Genomic DNA, 16632 nt, shown 5'->3' on the forward strand with positions numbered 1-16632 from the left:
TTCCGACGCCTCGTCAAAGACTACGAACGTTACGCCGAAACACTCGCAGGACTTCACATCGTCGCCTTCGCCTGCCTCATGATGAAACAGGCCGCTGCACTCGCTGATGGTTCATAACAGCCTCTAGCGGCGGGATTAGACGAGGAAGCACGTCACATCGTACTGCGATTGATCCATGCCGGGCGGCAGGGCGGCGGGCTCGAAACCGTCCGAGCCGTCGCCTTCGACCAATCCGCCGACGAGATTTCTCAGCTTCTCGCCGGCCGCGGCCTTATGGTGATCGGTGACGACGAAGATCGTCGTCGCTATGCACGCTATGTCGTCGGCGAGCATACCTCGCTCCGGCGATCGATCGTTCTGGAGACGCTGTCGGAGCTCTTCCCGACCTTCATCTCGGTGGACGAGTTTTTCGCATTGATCGATGCGATTGGGGTCTCCGATGACGATGGCCACAAATCAATTTTGCCTCTTGGCCCCGAACTGCCGACCAACTTGGTGTCGCCGGCAGACCTCCAAGCCTTCCTCGACGAGATCATCGCGCGCTCCGGCGAATTTACGGGCGAAGGGGAAGAGCATCGGTTTCGAGAGGCATTTGCCGAACTTGCCAGCGCCGCGGCGAACCGGCTGCTCGACAGTCATCCCGACGTCGTTCCCGACGTGGTGACCGACCTGGTTCTGCTCCTCCGGGAAACCGAACGCTATTCGGGCAGCAACGACGCCTTTCAAACCCTTGGCAAGCTATTCGGCACGTCTAGGGGTCGCCGACAATCGTCCTTTTGGCGCGCAGTCGATCGTATCCGCAGTCATCCTTACATCACCAGCCCCGACGACGTGAACCTGTTCATGGTGCAGCATCTCGGCTGGCCGGTGGTGCTCACCGCTGATGATCTCGCTTGGCTCGTTCCCGATATTCAATTGCGCACCGATCCGCGGGATCGACAGACCGCGCTGCGGACCGCGCACGTTCTGTGGCGGGATTTCGGTCAAGATCCCGCGATCCTTGCGTCAATGTTTGCAGCGACCGAAAGCGACCCAAGCCTATGGGAGCAACTCACCGGTTGGCAATCTCCGCCGCCCGAAACATCGGAAATGGCCGGACACATGGTGCGAGTGGAGGAGCTTCGTAAGCGGAACGAGGAACGCACCACCGAACGGGATACGAGTTGGATCGAGCTAATCGATACGCTGCGTGCCGATCCAACCTTCTTTGACCACCTTTCGCCGCAGACAGCCGATTCGGTCGATTCACGCCTCTTCCATCTTTGGCAGTTTCTGTCGTGGCGGACACAGTCGCGCAACGTCTACGCGATCGAGAGCCTCGACGTGGTGGCCCCCATCTTCGGGCCGGAGTTGACGCGGCGTTTCGGCGAGGCGTTGATCGCCTTTGCTTACGCTCACACACCGCAAGGGGCCACCGAACAAGAAGGCGGCGCTCGATCCGTCACGAATTTCGACATAATGGCGTTGGGCGGCATGGCGCTCGCCGCCAGCACCATCCCCAGTTGGGGGAAGACGATCAGTCCGGAGCGTGCCGACCAAGCCGCCCATCTGGCGCTGATCGAACTGAACGGTCTGCCTGCGTATTTGCTACCGCTGGCGACGGCTCATCCGGATCGTGTGCGATCGGTGCTGCGGACGGCGATTGAACGCCAGCTCGACCGTGCCGACCCGCAAGGCCACGGATTGCTCGATCGGCTCAAGTATGCTGATCCCGCTTTTGCTCGATTGATGGCTCCTGATCTCCTAAGCTATCTGGAGACGCATCCCTCGATATCGGCCGTGATGCTCGAGAAGGCCGTGTCGGTGATCATTCGTGCCTTGCCGCATGTGCCAGACGGCGTGGCTGCCTTTGTCGCCGAGCGCATCGACAAGGCCGCCGACCCTGTCATCGCTGCCTACTACCTTTTCCTGCTCTTCGGCATTCTTGGCGATCCCGCGGTCGATGCGCTTGAACGAAAGATGCTGCCGCTTGGCCCCAACGACCAAGCCACCCTTTGTTGCACGTTGCTGCCGCGATTGTTTGGCGGCCGCTTCCACCGGTCGATCGAGGTGCCCGTGGCGCTCTCGGTGCAGCGGCTTGAACAGCTTCTCGTCCTCGCGTTTGAGGGCGTCCGACCCGACGAGGATATCAATCGACCGAGCGGGGAGGTCTACTCGCCTGAATTGCGTGACGAGGCGCAGGATGCCCGCAGCGCGATCTTCAATCGGCTGTTGCAGACGCCAGGCGAAGCCACCCACGCCGCGCTCCTGCGGTTGGCGAATATCCCCGGCTTTCATATCGAGCCAGAATGGCTGCACATTCATGCGTATCGGCGGGCGGAGGGCGACGCCTACCTGCCAGCGTGGATGGCAAGTGATCTGCTGGTGTTCGAGCGAAAGTTTGACCGTCCGCCGACAACGACCGCCGACCTCCAATTTATCGCCCAGCGCCGCCTCGCAGGTATCCAGCACGATCTGATCAACCATAAGTTCGCGCAGGGCGACACGGTGCAAGGCTTAGTCGACGAGAATGCGGTCCAGCGCTGGGTCGCCAGCACGTTGGAGGCGCGTCAGGAAGAGGCTTACACCGTCCATAGGGAAACCCATTATGTCGACGAAAAGGAACCCGACATCGTGCTCGCCAGTCGCCATAGCGGAGTCGAGATGCCGATCGAGATCAAGGTTGCCGACGGACTCTCGGTCGCACAGATGGAGGCGGCTTTGGCCACGCAATTGTGCGGTCAATACCTTCGTCATGATACGACGCGGCACGGCATTCTCTTGCTCGTCTACCAGAACGCACGGCGCGACGGCTGGGAACTGACATCAGGCGCGCCGAAGGTTCCCTTCGACAACGTCCTAGCCCACCTGAACGAGAAGGCCCGACTGATCCGCGAAGCGTCGGCCCTCGGCCAGCAGCCGATTGTTGCCACCATCGATGTTTCGAAAGTGGTGCCGATCAAGGTGCAGCGCGATCAGGCTAGGGTGAAGGCTGCCGCTAAGCGAAAGGCCTCCGAACCGAACCGAAAGCCGGCATCAACGAAGAAGCGCACCGGCAGCAAGTAGGGCTGCACCCGATTGGCGTCCGCGCGGCCACAACTGTCGAGCGGGGCTCTCAACTTTTCGCGGTCGGCGACCGCTCGCGGGCTGGTATCGGCTTGTGTGCATGATATGTTCCATAAATGAACGACGCCCCTTTGCCCGATCGGAATGCGATACTGACGAAGTGGGGCGACGGCAGGCTGGTCGACGCCCTGTTTGCCGAATACGGTCGCATTTGGCTGGACGAGGAGAGCCCTACGATCGGCCTGCTCGCTGACCTCCACAATGCAGGCGAGATCGATCTCCTAGGCATCATCACAACGGAGGCCGTCGCGCGGCACACGGGGCCGAACTTCTTCGATGGGCAGCATCTCTATGAACGGCTCATCCCGAGGATTACCGGCTCGGTCCGGGAGATGGTCCGGGTCGTCGAGACGTTACGGGTCGGCGGCGGCAACGACATGGCGGCTGGCCTACACATCGACAAGTTCGCGAAGTGGTGCGGTGACGATCCATCGCGGCCGGCCGAACTCCTCGCCCTGATCGACGAGGGTTTTGCGGAAGCCAACGGTTACCTCATCATTGCCATCAAGAACGGCGTGGCCATCGACCGAACGCTGTTCGTCGACCGGGCATACGGTTTCCTAGAAAGCGGGACGGAGCGGCAGCGGTGGGATGCGTTGAGCGCGCTTGGCCAGATCGGGATGTCAGACGAGGCCGACTGGAATCGCCTCCTCGAAGCATTGGAAACGGCGCTGGCGGCGAACCCCGACGACACGTTTTGCGCCTACTTCGTTTCGTCGATCGGAGAGCGACTGAAGGACGCACCAGCGGAGCGGATCGACGCGCTCGAGGCGCTGGCCGGCCTGGCGCTGTCGGAGGGTGGGGAACATACGCTCCATTCCGCGTCCCGACTGCTGGCCCTGTATCCGGAGCCGCTGAGCGCCGCGCTGAAGGCAAGGATGCTCGAGAAGCTTCGCGAGGTCGACGCTGAGAACAAGGGGACCATCGACTTACTTGACATCGCGCTGTCAAAAATGGTGAAGGCGGGGCAGGTTGTGGATGTCAGGCAGCTCGCCGAGGCACTTATCAGGCGAGACGAGGGAGCGGTTAAGCTGGGCCGCCTCGACTCCACGATGCGCGCGGTGGTCGAGAACCCGAACGACGCGCTACCCGACTGGATAGTCGCCTGGCTGCGCGACGGCGACCACCGGCTCTGCGCCGCTATGGACCGAGCGATGTTCGGCGCGGGCCGGGACGAGCGGCCGCTGCGCGTCGACTTTTCCCGATACGGACTGCACGAAGCGGAGTATGCCTACTTGGCGCGCAAGGTCGTCGGCAGCTTCTTCCTGAAGCCCGTGCTCATGTCCTCGCTGCTTTCCTCGCTCCTCCGGACGGCGCCCGCAGAAGTGTCAATGGAGGTAGAGCAGGTACTCGTCGATCCGGTCCTGCAAAACTATGCGGGATCGACCCGTGACCTGCTGATACCAATCTCCGAAGACGCGACTGATCCGGCGGCGCCTGCGATCGCGCGCGCGATCGCGGCACAGGACAGCTACCTGGAGAGGCTGAGGGCGCCGGGCTTCGTTCCCGAACTTTGCCCGTCGGAGAGGGAACGTCAGCTAGAGTGGGAGCGTCACACGGACAGCATGTCGGAGGCGATGCGCAACGCAAGGAGAAAATCCATCTTCGCTCAGATCGCGACAGAGTCCGTCATCCTCTACGGCAAGCGCGCCGTGAGTTGGGTCGAGCACGCCGGAGACGAACCCCGCCGGATGGAGACCGAGATGGGAAGCATCAGCACCTCGTTCGAGGTGCCTCGCGTGGACATCGTGGATCCGGTCGGGTTGCAGCTGATGCTGCTATCATTCAGAGCGGAGGCTCGGCCGGAATGAAGCTCATCTTCAGACAGTATCTCGCATCCCTCAAGGAGCGCAGAGAGCTCGACGCTGTGCTGCCGGACCTGCTGAGCGAGCTCGGCTACACCGTGATCTCTAGGCCGTCAGTGGGCACCCGCCAATACGGCGTAGACGTCGCGGCCGTAGGCCGGGACGCGGACGGCTGCCGGAAGCTGTTCCTGTTTTCAATCAAGCAGGGTGATCTGACCCGCGCAGACTGGGACGGCAGTCCGCAGGCGCTGCGCGGCTCGATCAATGACATTCTCGATGTCTACATCCCGACGCGCGTTCCCGAGGCCTATTCGAAGCTCGAGATCATCATCTGCCTGTGCTTTGGCGGCGATATCCAGGAAGCAGTCCGAGACAACGTCACGCAGTTTACGAAGCAGCAGACGAAGAACGGCGTCTCGTTCGCCGAATGGAACGGCGACTATATGGCGGGGCTACTGGTCAACGGCGTCCTTCGGGAGCAGTTGGTCGACAAGTCCCTTCGCGCCAGCTTCCAGAAGGCGGTCGCGATGGTCGACGAACCGCAGATCGCGTTTGAGCACTTCGAACGGCTTTTGCGCGGGCTCTGCAAGGTAGAAGACTCCACCCCCCGGCAGCGGGCCACGATCCTGCGCCAGATCTACATCTGTCTCTGGGTCCAGTTCGTCTGGGCACGGGATGCCGGGAACGTGGAGGGACCGTATCGAGCCAGTGAGCTCGCGATCCTGCTTGCGTGGCACCTGATCCGGGCGGATGTGCCGAAGAGCACGAAGGCGTCCGAGGAGGTCGGGTCGGCATTCGCCGAACTCCTAAACCTGCACTTCATGATCTGGGACGAGCTTGCCAGCGGGAAGATTCTCCCCTTCGTCGATCACGAACACGCGATCTCGGTCGCCGTAGGATCGGCCTCGCCGGTCGACGTGAACTTGAAGCTCTTCACGTTGATCGGGCGCATGGCGATGCGGGGGCTGTGGCACCTGTGGTTCGCGGGAGGCGGCGACCGGCTGCCAATGGCACGAGACGACTGGGACTGCCCGGAAGCGTCGGAATTGGCGCAGCAGATCGTCCAGCTCGTCCGCAACAACCCGATCCTCCTGACACCTTTCACGGACGAGCAGTCTGTCGAGATCGGGGGCGCCCTGATTTTTCTAACGATGATGGGAGGGTGGAACCAAGCGGCCGGCAACTACGCCGATGCCGTCATCGAGCGCACGGTCTACGCCTTCCGGTCCCACAGCAGATACCCGACGATCTACGCCGACTATCGGTCGCTGCTCGTCCATCCGCGCGAGCGCACGTCCGAATACCGTGAGGGTCAGACGAAGGGCAGCTCGCTCTTTCCTCTGCTTTCCCTCTGGGCGTCGACCTTCGGCGAGGGCGTGGGCGCCCGCTTCCTCTCGGAGTTCGCAGAGAAGGAACTGGGCCACTGCAACATGCAGTTCTGGCTAGCCGGCGCCGACAGTGAGAACCTCCTATACTTGGGCGATCGGTCGCACGGGGCGTCGCTCGGCGGAATACCGATCACGACGGACGGCGAAGGCGCGATGCGCATGCTGGAGGCGGAGCTCGCGTCAACGACGGGGTTCGAAAATCTGTCCGCTATCTCGCTGGGCCACTGGCCGGTGCTTGCGATGGCATGCAGGCATGCCGGGCTGCCACTTCCGCCAAATCTGTGGCTGGGCCTGCTGCGGGAGGCGCGATCGGCGAAGGCTGCTGACGGCGAAGATTGACGGTGACTGACCTTCCGCAATCAGGATCGCCGTCATCGGCCCCCTACGGTCGGCATGGAGCATTGTTGTCAGACGGCTTCGCGCCGGGAACGGCTGGTTTTGGCGGAAGCTGTCGTCCAAAGCTTGATCGGCCAACGGCGTATGTTGATCGACTGCCACCGGAGGCGTAGCGGGATCGTGGGACTTTGCCACCGTTGGCGTGCGACATGTCGAACGGCAGCTCTGGCCGGAAGGCGACATTCAACCGTCGCTTGCCCTGTAATGCACAGCAACTGAAGATGGGCGGGTATCCGTATCGCCTTGCAGGCTCGCGCCTTGCGGAGCAGATAGGAATCGCGGATCAGTCCGAAGACTTTAGCCACCGCGCTCAGACCCTGACCCGGGCATAACCGTTGCCCATGACATAACCCTTATCGAGGCAACCGCGCCGCGTCAGCCCTGCGCCCGTCCCGTTCGACCAGCCCGAGGCATCGGGCCGAAATCGGAGAAACGAGGGCCAGGTGGACGGGGTCGGCTTGTTTGTTACGATGTGGACGAGACGCTTGCGCCCGTCGCGAATGTCGGAAACGGGCTCGACAGTGAACCGCTCGCCCCGATCGCCCGACTGGTCGAGAACCGCATGCGTCCGCGTGTGTGGCGTCTCTGGTCGACGTGGCGCCGCGGCCGCCGCCGCGACGGCAACCTGGTCGCGGCCCTCCCACGCGCCGAAATAGATGTTGGCCGCGCAATTGAGATATTGGTGATCGTTGAGCGCCGCGACGTCCGATGGGCGCTTGAGGTCCACGAAGTGACTCTTGTGAGTGACCGAGTAGACCGCCCCGTCGTAGAACAAGGCGAGCAAGGAAGGTGTCAGTGGCAGGACGAACAGCGCGCCCGCGGTCTTCACGCCGAACGCGCGCTTGCCGGGCGTGGGTCGCTGATAGTGCAGACGATTGGTGAGCACGGCGGGATTGTCGGAGGTAACGAACGGGACATCGGTCGCATTGCGGGCGATGCAAATCTTGAGATCATCGACGATCCCCATCGCCTCGGCATAGTGCAGCATCGCTTGTTTGGTGGCGATCTTCACCGCTTCCCTGAACGGCGGAACCGGAAAATCCGAACCGAGTAAATCGGTCATGGCCAGCACCATCGTCGCCGAGGCCCGCGCCGCAGCCTCGGTCCGCAAATATTGATGATAGACATAGCGTCGCAGCACGATGTCCACGCCGGGCTGGACCAAACCGCCCTCGGCAAGTTGCCGCACCGCGTAGCCGTAATGCCCCTCGACGAATTGGATTGCTTTTTCGAGCCGTGGGTCCTGCCCGTAGAAATAGTCTTTCGAACATTGGTTCTTGGCGGGCGCGTTCGGGATCGCCTTCATACCCGTCATGTTGAAGAGGTTGATCGCCAGGCCTTCGCCATTCAACGTAAACGGCTTGAGGTGCGTGCGCGGGACGAAATGCTGGTTCTTGTTGTCCGCCATCGCCGCTTCGCCACACAAGATCGGCGCCCCTTCCCCGGGGCGCCGCAACGTGCCAGATAGCGGAACGAAAGGAAAACAACAAGGCGCGCGCCGGGCGTTCGCCAAGGCGAAAAGGGGCGAGCGATGATCGGCGAAGACGAATATCTAGAGCGCATCGTCGCCGGCATTCATGCTGTCACGTCCAGCGATGCCGACGTCAGCTGGAACGAGGTCATCAACGGACGACAATTCGATGTCGTCGTGCGCTTTGCGCTCGGTACGCTTCGCTACCTCGTGCTGATCGAGGTGAAGAACAAGACACGCCGCGCCTCCGCGCAGGATCTCGACGCCTTCGTCACCAAGGCGCGGGACCAGAATTCGAACAAGGCGGTGTTCGTGAGCGCGGCGGGCTTTCAGGCGGGTGCGATCGAGGTCGGCAAACGACACGGCGTCGACCTGTTCCAGGTGTCGTTCGATGAAGAGCAGCTCGAACTCTCCACGACCTCGGGCTATATCGCGATCCGTCGCGCCGCTATACCGATCCCCCCAGGGACGGTGCCGACACTGTCGATCGGCGACCAGGGACCGGTTCTCTCGATCGACAGCGTCACCCTCCTGTTCACGGGAGCTCGGCGGTATGCGCTACCCGACGAGCAGTCCCAATTGACCTATTATGTCGGCAAGACGGGGTTCGATGACGGCCGCGTCCTAAGAGACGCGATGGATCACCATCCCTTCGGTCCGGTTGAGCTCAATAAAACACGAAAGGAAGTGATCAAGCTCCGACCGCCGCGCACTGTCACGCCGCCTGACACCTATTACTTCCCCGCCGGCAAGCTGCAGGCGATCGAGTGCGTCATTGCGCTGCGCCAGGCGCGGCACATCAGCGGGAACGTGCGGATCGATCCCGGCGCGTTCCGGCCGCCGGTCATCTACACCAACGTCGTGACCGGGACGGTCGACCGGTTCGCGCTTGACCAGCTACCGCTCGGCACCGGGCCGGTGAACCCGGGCAACTTCTATTTCCTACTGCACCCGTTGCGCTATTATCACTGCGCCGATGTGCACGACGGACTGGTCACCTGGGAACTGGTCGAGAGCTTCCAGAGCGGTGAAAAGATGTCGGGGGCCTATACCCAGTCGACCGACTATGCGCCGCATTACATCCCGGTCACCGACAAGGCGATCGTCAAACGTCTTGAATGGCGCCTTGCCGATTTTCAGGCGCTGCGGAGCGGCGGCGTTCGTCCGGTTGCCGAACCACCCAGGCTGGGCCGGCGGCCATGGCAATTACCATGGCGCCGTTCGGATCCGCGGAGTTAAACGAACGCCGCTAGAATCCTCAAAGGGAAAGCCGCCTTCCGGATCATCGAAGGGGCAAGCTGCCGTTCATTTCTGGGCTCGAGAGATTTGCTCTGAAACGCCTATGTTATTGGACCCCGCGAAGTTGATGTAGCGATGGACCACGAATTCCGCTGACATCCTGATTGCAAGGGGCGGGTGTAAATTTGTAGTGAGGCCGATAGGCACCTGCTTGCAAACGGCGATTTGCGCACTTATCCATTGAAGCAAGACCAAACGCACCGGGCCGATCCCAGATGGGCGGTGGCACCCCCGAACCACGATTTTGCCGGCGATAAGTTGCGTCTGGGATCCGTGGCTTGGGAAAAGCTCAGCACAGCATCGATTTGATCGCCATGAACTTGGCATGAGGAGGCATTATGTCGAACGAAGAAGTGTCGCGCGCCCTTCAGTCCCGTATTTAAACTGCCCAGCAGACTCTTGGCGACCTGCGCGAGGCGGTGACGGATAAGCTTGAGGATTATGTCGAGGGCCTTGATGAGGACGAGCAAGATCTCGCCTACGACGGCGATGACGAAGAAAACGAAAATGCCGGTTCGAAGCTGGAGGAGGCTCTCAACAAGGCCGAGGACACCGTGAATGAGTTGGATGGCGAGGAGCGGCCTGAGGTGGCGCAAGAACTAGCCGACTTGGCCGACGATCTGGATGACATTGAAGACGATCTGGAATCGTTCAAGCAATCACTTAAGGATCATGGCATCAAGCCCTGATTTTACTTGGGTGGGGCCTAGCTCCCGCCTCTTTGCGAAAGAATTATGGAGGGCAGATTCGGACAAGCAACTTGGCCCGCGAATGTCGCCTTTGGCCACGGGCCTGATCGAAGATCTCAATGAGCTCGGAATGACCGATGTCGGCGTAAGCTGACACTCTCAACAGCACATGGGAACGGCGACAACTGGTCGCCTGCTGCCACGGCTGATCGCCATTTTCTGGGACAAATCTGCCGTTCATTGCAGCTTTCCTCTATGGCGGCTTCCTGTGCATAACCTGCCGCTGGTTAGCGATGCGCCGGTGCGCGCTATGCTGATGTGTTGACCTCGCCGCGCTGATCGGGCCAGTTCGCGAGATGCAAGAAGCTCCCCGACTATTCATCTCTTACTCCCACGATGACCAAGCGCATAAAGATTGGGTGCTGATGCTTGCCACCCGGCTCGTGGCGAACGGTGTCGACGTTCTGCTCGATCAATGGGATATGCGACTGGGCTCCGACCTACCGCGCTTTATGGAGACCGGACTGACTGGCGCCGACCGAGTGCTCGCGGTTTGTAGTACGACCTATGTCGAGAAAGCGAATGGCGGCCAAGGCGGCGTCGGCTACGAAAAGATGATCCTGACGGGTCAGCTTATGCGCGAGGTAACTGCCGATCGGATCATTCCGGCAATTCGCAACAACGCTTCGACCGATGTTTTGCCGACCTTCCTGCTATCACGTCTGTATGTCGATTTTCGCGCCGATGAGACGTTCGAAGGACGTTACGCCGAACTGCTGCGCGACATCCACAATCAGCCCGTTGCGCCACGTCCCGCCCTTGGTCCGAATCCGTTTGTCCAAACCGCTCCTGCAATCGAACCACGGCTGGCATTTTCGCCCGAGCGCTATGTATTTCCCGCGTTCTCTGGCTCGGTTACATTCGACTACTCGAACAACAATGGTCGGTTCGCTGTCGGTGCGGGAGACATGCTTTTCGAAACCGCATGGTCGCGGGGTGGATCGACTTCAATCTATGCCTTGAACGATCCTGGCAGCATACGGACGGTTGCGCTCGCTGTCGGGGTCAGCCAGATCACCGAAATCGCGGATGCCTCGGTGTATGATACGTCTTCTCGCTACCGCTCACCTCATCTTGGTGAAATAGTAATCTGGCACAATACCGCTGGTTATTATCTCGCAACAAAAATTGAGAAGCTACAAAGTCGCGGCCATGGCTCGTCGGTCGACGAGGTAACTTTTTCCTATGCGATTGCGCCGCACAAGAAGAAGAGCTTTCGTTCTGGTCACAAGGGTGAGCATAATACGTGACTGCGCCGGTTTCGAATGCCCGCATAGTGGTCGATATGACGCTTGACGCTATGTTTTGCCAGCGCGCTCCCGATCGGCGGCAACACAGCTTCATGTATAACAAGCCGGGCGGCCATCCATTTGTGGGCGGGGCTGGCTTCGAGGTGAATTACGAGGATCGCGGGTTGCTGAAGGCAGCGCTGTTTATGCGCCGCAACGCCGCGCCACACCTCGGATCGCTGTCGGTGAGTCATGTCCAAAGAGTGCTGACGGACTTCATCAGCAATAACTTCTGGATCATTGGCAACGAGGCTTGGGATGGCTGTCTGCTTGGCGCGGGCCAAACCCGAGACGCTCCTTTCTCGGAGTTCGTTTCGACTACCACGAAGCAGCGTCTGGCTGAGACAATCGCGGTCTCCGACCTTTTCGTTGAACCCCGCCAGCTTGTCGCATTTCCCTTGGTGACAGTAGGTGTCGAGGAAGAGTTCGAGTGTCCCACATTCTTCTTCGTCAAGCCGGATGGTCTGAAACTTAGCCGCGTGCCTCCCGGCTATAACGATGCCGATCTGCAATCGGACAGCTTTCCCCCGTTCGGTCGGTGGGATGGCATCCGCCGAGCGCCATTGTCATGGCTTGGTGTTTGGGCGGGCACGCCGGAGGTGGCAAAGCGGCATAGGGCCGCTATCCTCGGCGCTGTAGCCCTCCTTCCGCACCCCATGGAGCGCTATCTGTTTTCTGGCCGGACGCTGTTCGGCGGCCTCTGCACGTTCGCGGGCTCTCTCAGCATGACGAGCGGTGATCCGCATACGCCAGCGCTTTCGGAGGACGTTGTAATCGGGAAGACGGATCATGGGTGGCTGGCCGTCCTGGCCGCGAAGCTCGTCTCGCCGACAAAGGTCGACAAGCGACAAATGCGGGCGCTTGAGTATTTCTATCGTGCATGGGTGCCCGATACCACGCGGCGCTTCCCAACCTTGTTCGGCGCGCTCGACGCTATTTACGGCGACGCCGGCAAGGCGACACAGAGCGTAATCGAAGCCGTTGGGCCAGTCATGGGCTTTGCCTACGACTATGATCGCCTGAAGCTTCTGCTCGGTCTCAGAGCCAGCGTCATCCACGGCGGCGCGCCGAACGTCTATGAATCGAGCGACTATCACAAATATTATGAGCGGTATGAAGAGGACGCGACCCGCGACCTAGAATTGATCGTCGCGAGATGCCTTCAGACGGTGATCTTCGGATCAGCCATGCGGGAGCGGTCACATACTCACGCCGCGCTTATAAAGCAGCATACTGGTCGGGACATTTAGCGATTACTGTTTCAATCCAATGGTGGATGTATCGAGCGCTCGATCTGCTCACCGGCCCCGAGTAACCCGCCTCAACGGAGGCGGGATTGGATAGGGCGTTCCGCGCCGGCTACGAGCCGAGCGGCCGACGTTGCCGCAAACACTTCGCACCAAAGCCAGACACGGTTCGCACCCGTTATGTTCCACTTCAACCTTGGCGCCGACGCCAGCCGTGCTAGTTCTTCGATCTCGGCCTCGTTTCACAGGACTTGAACGAACTTGCGGCAACTCATCGCGAAAATCAGGAACCGGTTCAGCCGATCGATAACGGCTACCGACGCACCATCCCAGTTCGTCAATCTCGCGCCGACCGATACGGCGGATGAAGCCGGCGTTTATGCCAAGGCGCTGAAAGGCGCGATAAATGACCCGAAGGTCTCGAACATCGCGCTGACCGGACCCTACGGGTCGGGCAAAAGCAGCATCATCCAAACGTTCCTGAAACAGAACGAAATATCCGCGCTACAGATCTCGCTCGCGGCATTCCTTCCCGAAGCGATCAAAGCCGGGTCGGATCAGGCTGTCCCCGATCGCAAGGTGAGCAAGCAGGAGATCGAGAGGAGTATCCTTCAGCAGATGCTCTATGGGGCAGACGCGAAAAAGCTTCCTTTCTCGCGCTTCAAGCGGATCCGGTCGCCGGGCCGGCTGTCGGCCTTTCTGTCGCTCTACGCCCTGATCGGCGCGGTATCGGTCTGGCACCTCTTCCAGAAGCGCGACGACATCCTCGACGGGGCATATTTCCTCCCCCTCGCAAAAAGCAACTGGCCGCATTTTGTCTGGTTTGCGGTGGGGGCCTCCTTTGTCTGGGTAATCCTTCACCAGGTCTACAAGGCCAGTTTCGGGATATCGCTGAAGAGCATCTCGCTCAAGGATATCGAGATCACGCCGGCGGCAATCGCGCAGGAATCGATCCTGAACCGTCATCTCGACGAGATTATATATTTTTTCCAATCGACGAAATATGATCTCGTCATCATCGAGGATTTGGACAGATTTGACGATTCCGAGATTTTCGTCACGTTGCGAGAGATCAACAAGCTTATTAACGAGAATGCCGGTGTAAAGCGCACGATACGCTTTCTCTATGCGCTGCGTGACGACATGTTCATCAACACCGATCGCACCAAATTTTTCGAATTCATCATTCCCGTCATTCCGATTATCAACAGCTCGAATTCGATCGACAAGATGCTGGAGCAGGGCAAACGCCTAGCCCTGGATGATCGGCTCGACAGGCAGTTTCTGCGAGAGGTATCGCGCTATCTCAATGATTTGAGACTTATACAGAACATCTTCAACGAATATGCGATCTACGCCGCGAACTTGGAAACCGACGGTGGCAATGATCTGAATGCAACCAAGCTCCTCGCCATCCTCATCTACAAGAATGTCTTTCCCAAGGATTTCGAGGCGCTACACCGTGGCAAAGGCAATCTCGCTCGGATCCTCGACCGTCACGACGAATTCATTGTGCATGCCGAGGCGGACTACAAAGCCCGGATCGCGCTCATAGAAGGCGAAATAGACGTCGCGGAGCGGCAAATTCCATCCAACCTTCTGGAATTGCGCAGGATCTACGCGATGGCGGTGATCGAGAGAATCCCCGGACACATGTCGCTCCTGACGATAAACGGGCAGAACTGGATCGAGATTCCATCGATCGCCAATCTCGACATGTTCGACCAGCTCATCAAAAGTTCGAATGTTTCCCTTCGATCGCAACAGGGGCATCAGAGTCAGGTCAATCTCTCGACGCTTGAGGCCGAAGTCGACCCTTCTCGCACCTACAGACAGCGCAAAGACGAGATCGAGCGCAGGGGTGCCGAATTCAGAACTGCGGCCGCCAGAAAACTGCGCCTTCTGCGAACAAAGAGCGCTGGCCTGCGAGGCGCCAAATTTAATGAGATCATTCGGCTCGATACAGACGGGCTCGACGCAATTTTCAACGCCTTCGACGAAAGGATTGAGCTCGCACGCTTCCTGATCCTTGAAGGACATCTCGACGACACGTATTACCAATACACGTCGCTATTCCATTCCGGCCGCCTTTCTCCGAACGACAACAAATATCTCATCAAGGTTCGCGGCTTCATCACGCCGGAGCCCGGCTTCCCAATCGACAATCCTAAGGAGGTCATCGCCGCGATGCGCGACGAGGATTTCCGGCAAAGCTACGTGCTGAACGTCAAAATTGTCGATTGCCTGCTCTCCGAGCCGTTGCTCTATGCCTCCCACATCGCCGACATGTTCGGCTATCTGGAATCCGAATTCGACACGATCGATAATTTCTTCACGAGCTATTACGCTTCCGGCACGCAGGTGCCGAAATTCGCCGCCGGCATGGTCCGGTCATGGGCTGGCTTCATCCCCGCAATCCTCGTCAACCCCAGGCATCTGCCCCACGTCGCGCAGCTGATCGCGTATTTACCGTTCGCCACGCTCAAGGCGCTGCCGGAGAAATATGCCGAACTTCCGGAATTTCTCGCGGCGAATCTTGCCGAAATACTGGCGCTGGGTGTTGGCTTCGAACCGTCACGGCTGGAAGCCCTTGGCTTCGAGCTGGAAAACCTGCGTAGCGTGGATGGCTTTCCCGGGATCGCGCGTTTCCTGTTCGAGGCGGGGCTTTACACGCTTACGATCGACAATCTGGACTATGCCGTTCAGGCCGTCCTGGGCGAGAGCGACATGCAGTCTCTGCATACGCGTCATTATACCACCATTTCCCAGATCGCGAACGCCCCGCTTACCGCAAGGATCGAGCGTGAATTCGCGGGGCATCTGAAGCTCGTCCTGATAGGTCTTCCCGATAATCGGCAAGAGAGCACCGCCACTATCCTCGCCATCCTCGCGCGAAACGACGCAGATTTCGACGATCTGGTCACCTTTCTCCGGACGCAGTCGGCAGTCATCCCCATTCTGGCAGCGGTGCCGGCGCGCTTCCATAGCCCGGCGTTTCAACTGGGCCGGATCGCACCGTCCTGGGAGAACGTTCAAGCCTTCCTTTCCAGCGAGGTATTCGATTCCGAGAGCCTCACCACCTTTCTCAATATGGACGCGTCGCAAGCGGCGCTTTCGGCCGAACCCATGCCCGACGACGAAGGCGCTGCGCCGCTCCATCGTTTCCTGATTGAGAATGATGGACTGACCGAGGTGGCCTATCGGACCTACGTTCGGGCCTTGCCGAGAGGCCATTCGCAATTCCCGGATGGCGTGGGCGTCCCCAAGCTTCAGATCTTGATAGAAGAGGGAAGAGTCGCTTTTTCGGGCGAGGCGCTGGATTTCCTCAGCGCCCACGATGACCTTCGCCTTGCGTTTGCGATCAGAAACATCGAACCATTCCTAAACGAGCAGGCCAGGCTTTCGATCGACGACGATTTCCGGGAGGCCCTGCTTGGCAGCCCGATGGGTGACGGGCACAAAGTGGCGATCATACGATCGATGGATCTCGCTTTGCTCTCCGGGCTCGCGACACGGGCGCGCGTCGTGGGCGCCATATTGGAAAAACCGGAGCCGACCTGCCCGGGCTCAGCGCGGGCCCCGCGCGCGCTATCATCTTGGCCACGGGGCCGATCGAGGTTCAGGTCAGATTGTTCAACCGCTACCAGTCGCTTCTAAGCGACGAAGACGTCCGCGAGACTCTGGCCGAGCTCCCCAGGCCCTTTTCTGAGATCAAGCGAGGCTATGGAATTCCGCGGCTTGAAAACACGCAGACCAACGCTGCGCTCGCAGCCTGGCTCGTTTCGCGCAAAATCATCTCGTCTGTAGGCAAAGGCTGGTTCGGCGAAATTCGTATCAATCTTTTCCGGCGCGACTCCGAAGAATAACCGCTTCCCGAGCTTCA

At 59.9% G+C, this 16632-nt stretch carries 10 protein-coding genes and 1 pseudogene; 10 read left to right on the forward strand and 1 reads right to left on the reverse strand.

The genetic code is table 11. The annotated features are described in order from the left end of the window. The 4 genes and pseudogenes from QLH51_RS07580 to QLH51_RS07595 form a co-directional block, all read left to right on the forward strand. Window positions 1–117 (forward strand): annotated as a pseudogene (locus QLH51_RS07580) (IS5/IS1182 family transposase); the annotation flags it as partial. Window positions 118–168: 51 nt separating this feature from the next. Continuing rightward, window positions 169–3045, forward strand: coding sequence for a hypothetical protein (locus QLH51_RS07585; RefSeq protein ID WP_125657343.1), 2877 nt, complete (start codon window positions 169–171; stop codon window positions 3043–3045). 116 nt (window positions 3046–3161) lie between these two features. Continuing rightward, window positions 3162–4916, forward strand: a complete 1755-nt coding sequence (locus tag QLH51_RS07590; RefSeq protein WP_125657346.1) for a hypothetical protein — start codon at window positions 3162–3164, stop codon at window positions 4914–4916. Next, window positions 4913–6637, forward strand: coding sequence for a chemotaxis protein (locus tag QLH51_RS07595; RefSeq protein WP_125657349.1), 1725 nt, complete (start codon window positions 4913–4915; stop codon window positions 6635–6637). Before QLH51_RS07590 ends, QLH51_RS07595 begins: the two co-directional genes overlap by 4 nt. A 367-nt stretch (window positions 6638–7004) precedes the next feature. Here the strand turns inward: QLH51_RS07595 and QLH51_RS07600 are convergent, their stop codons facing one another. Further along, window positions 7005–8102 (reverse strand): DUF4238 domain-containing protein, encoded by a 1098-nt coding sequence (locus QLH51_RS07600; protein ID WP_125657352.1) that lies wholly within the window; start codon window positions 8100–8102, stop codon window positions 7005–7007. A gap of 123 nt (window positions 8103–8225) precedes the next feature. On the opposite strand from QLH51_RS07600, the gene QLH51_RS07605 reads away from it, so the two are divergent. The 6 genes from QLH51_RS07605 (at window position 8226) to QLH51_RS07630 (ending at window position 16615) form a co-directional block, all read left to right on the forward strand. Continuing rightward, complete coding sequence (locus QLH51_RS07605; protein ID WP_125657355.1) at window positions 8226–9404, forward strand: restriction endonuclease; 1179 nt, start codon at window positions 8226–8228, stop codon at window positions 9402–9404. A 479-nt stretch (window positions 9405–9883) separates the two neighbouring features. After that, window positions 9884–10153, forward strand: coding sequence for a hypothetical protein (locus QLH51_RS07610; RefSeq protein ID WP_125657358.1), 270 nt, complete (start codon window positions 9884–9886; stop codon window positions 10151–10153). A gap of 356 nt (window positions 10154–10509) precedes the next feature. Then, window positions 10510–11463: a toll/interleukin-1 receptor domain-containing protein gene (locus QLH51_RS07615; RefSeq protein ID WP_125657362.1), complete on the forward strand. Its 954-nt coding sequence runs from the start codon at window positions 10510–10512 to the stop codon at window positions 11461–11463. 35 nt (window positions 11464–11498) lie between these two features. Further along, window positions 11499–12752, forward strand: coding sequence for a hypothetical protein (locus tag QLH51_RS07620; protein WP_164516138.1), 1254 nt, complete (start codon window positions 11499–11501; stop codon window positions 12750–12752). Between the two features lie 258 nt (window positions 12753–13010). Further along, window positions 13011–16406, forward strand: a complete 3396-nt coding sequence (locus tag QLH51_RS07625; protein ID WP_206428995.1) for a YobI family P-loop NTPase — start codon at window positions 13011–13013, stop codon at window positions 16404–16406. Beyond that, the gene (locus QLH51_RS07630; protein ID WP_206428996.1) at window positions 16379–16615 is read left to right on the forward strand and encodes a hypothetical protein; all 237 of its coding nucleotides are present in this window, start codon (window positions 16379–16381) and stop codon (window positions 16613–16615) included. The genes QLH51_RS07625 and QLH51_RS07630 overlap by 28 nt, the downstream gene beginning before the upstream one ends. Window positions 16616–16632 lie beyond the last annotated feature (17 nt).

The sequence above is a fragment of the Sphingomonas sp. 2R-10 genome (assembly GCF_030062225.1).
Taxonomy (GTDB): domain Bacteria; phylum Pseudomonadota; class Alphaproteobacteria; order Sphingomonadales; family Sphingomonadaceae; genus Sphingomonas.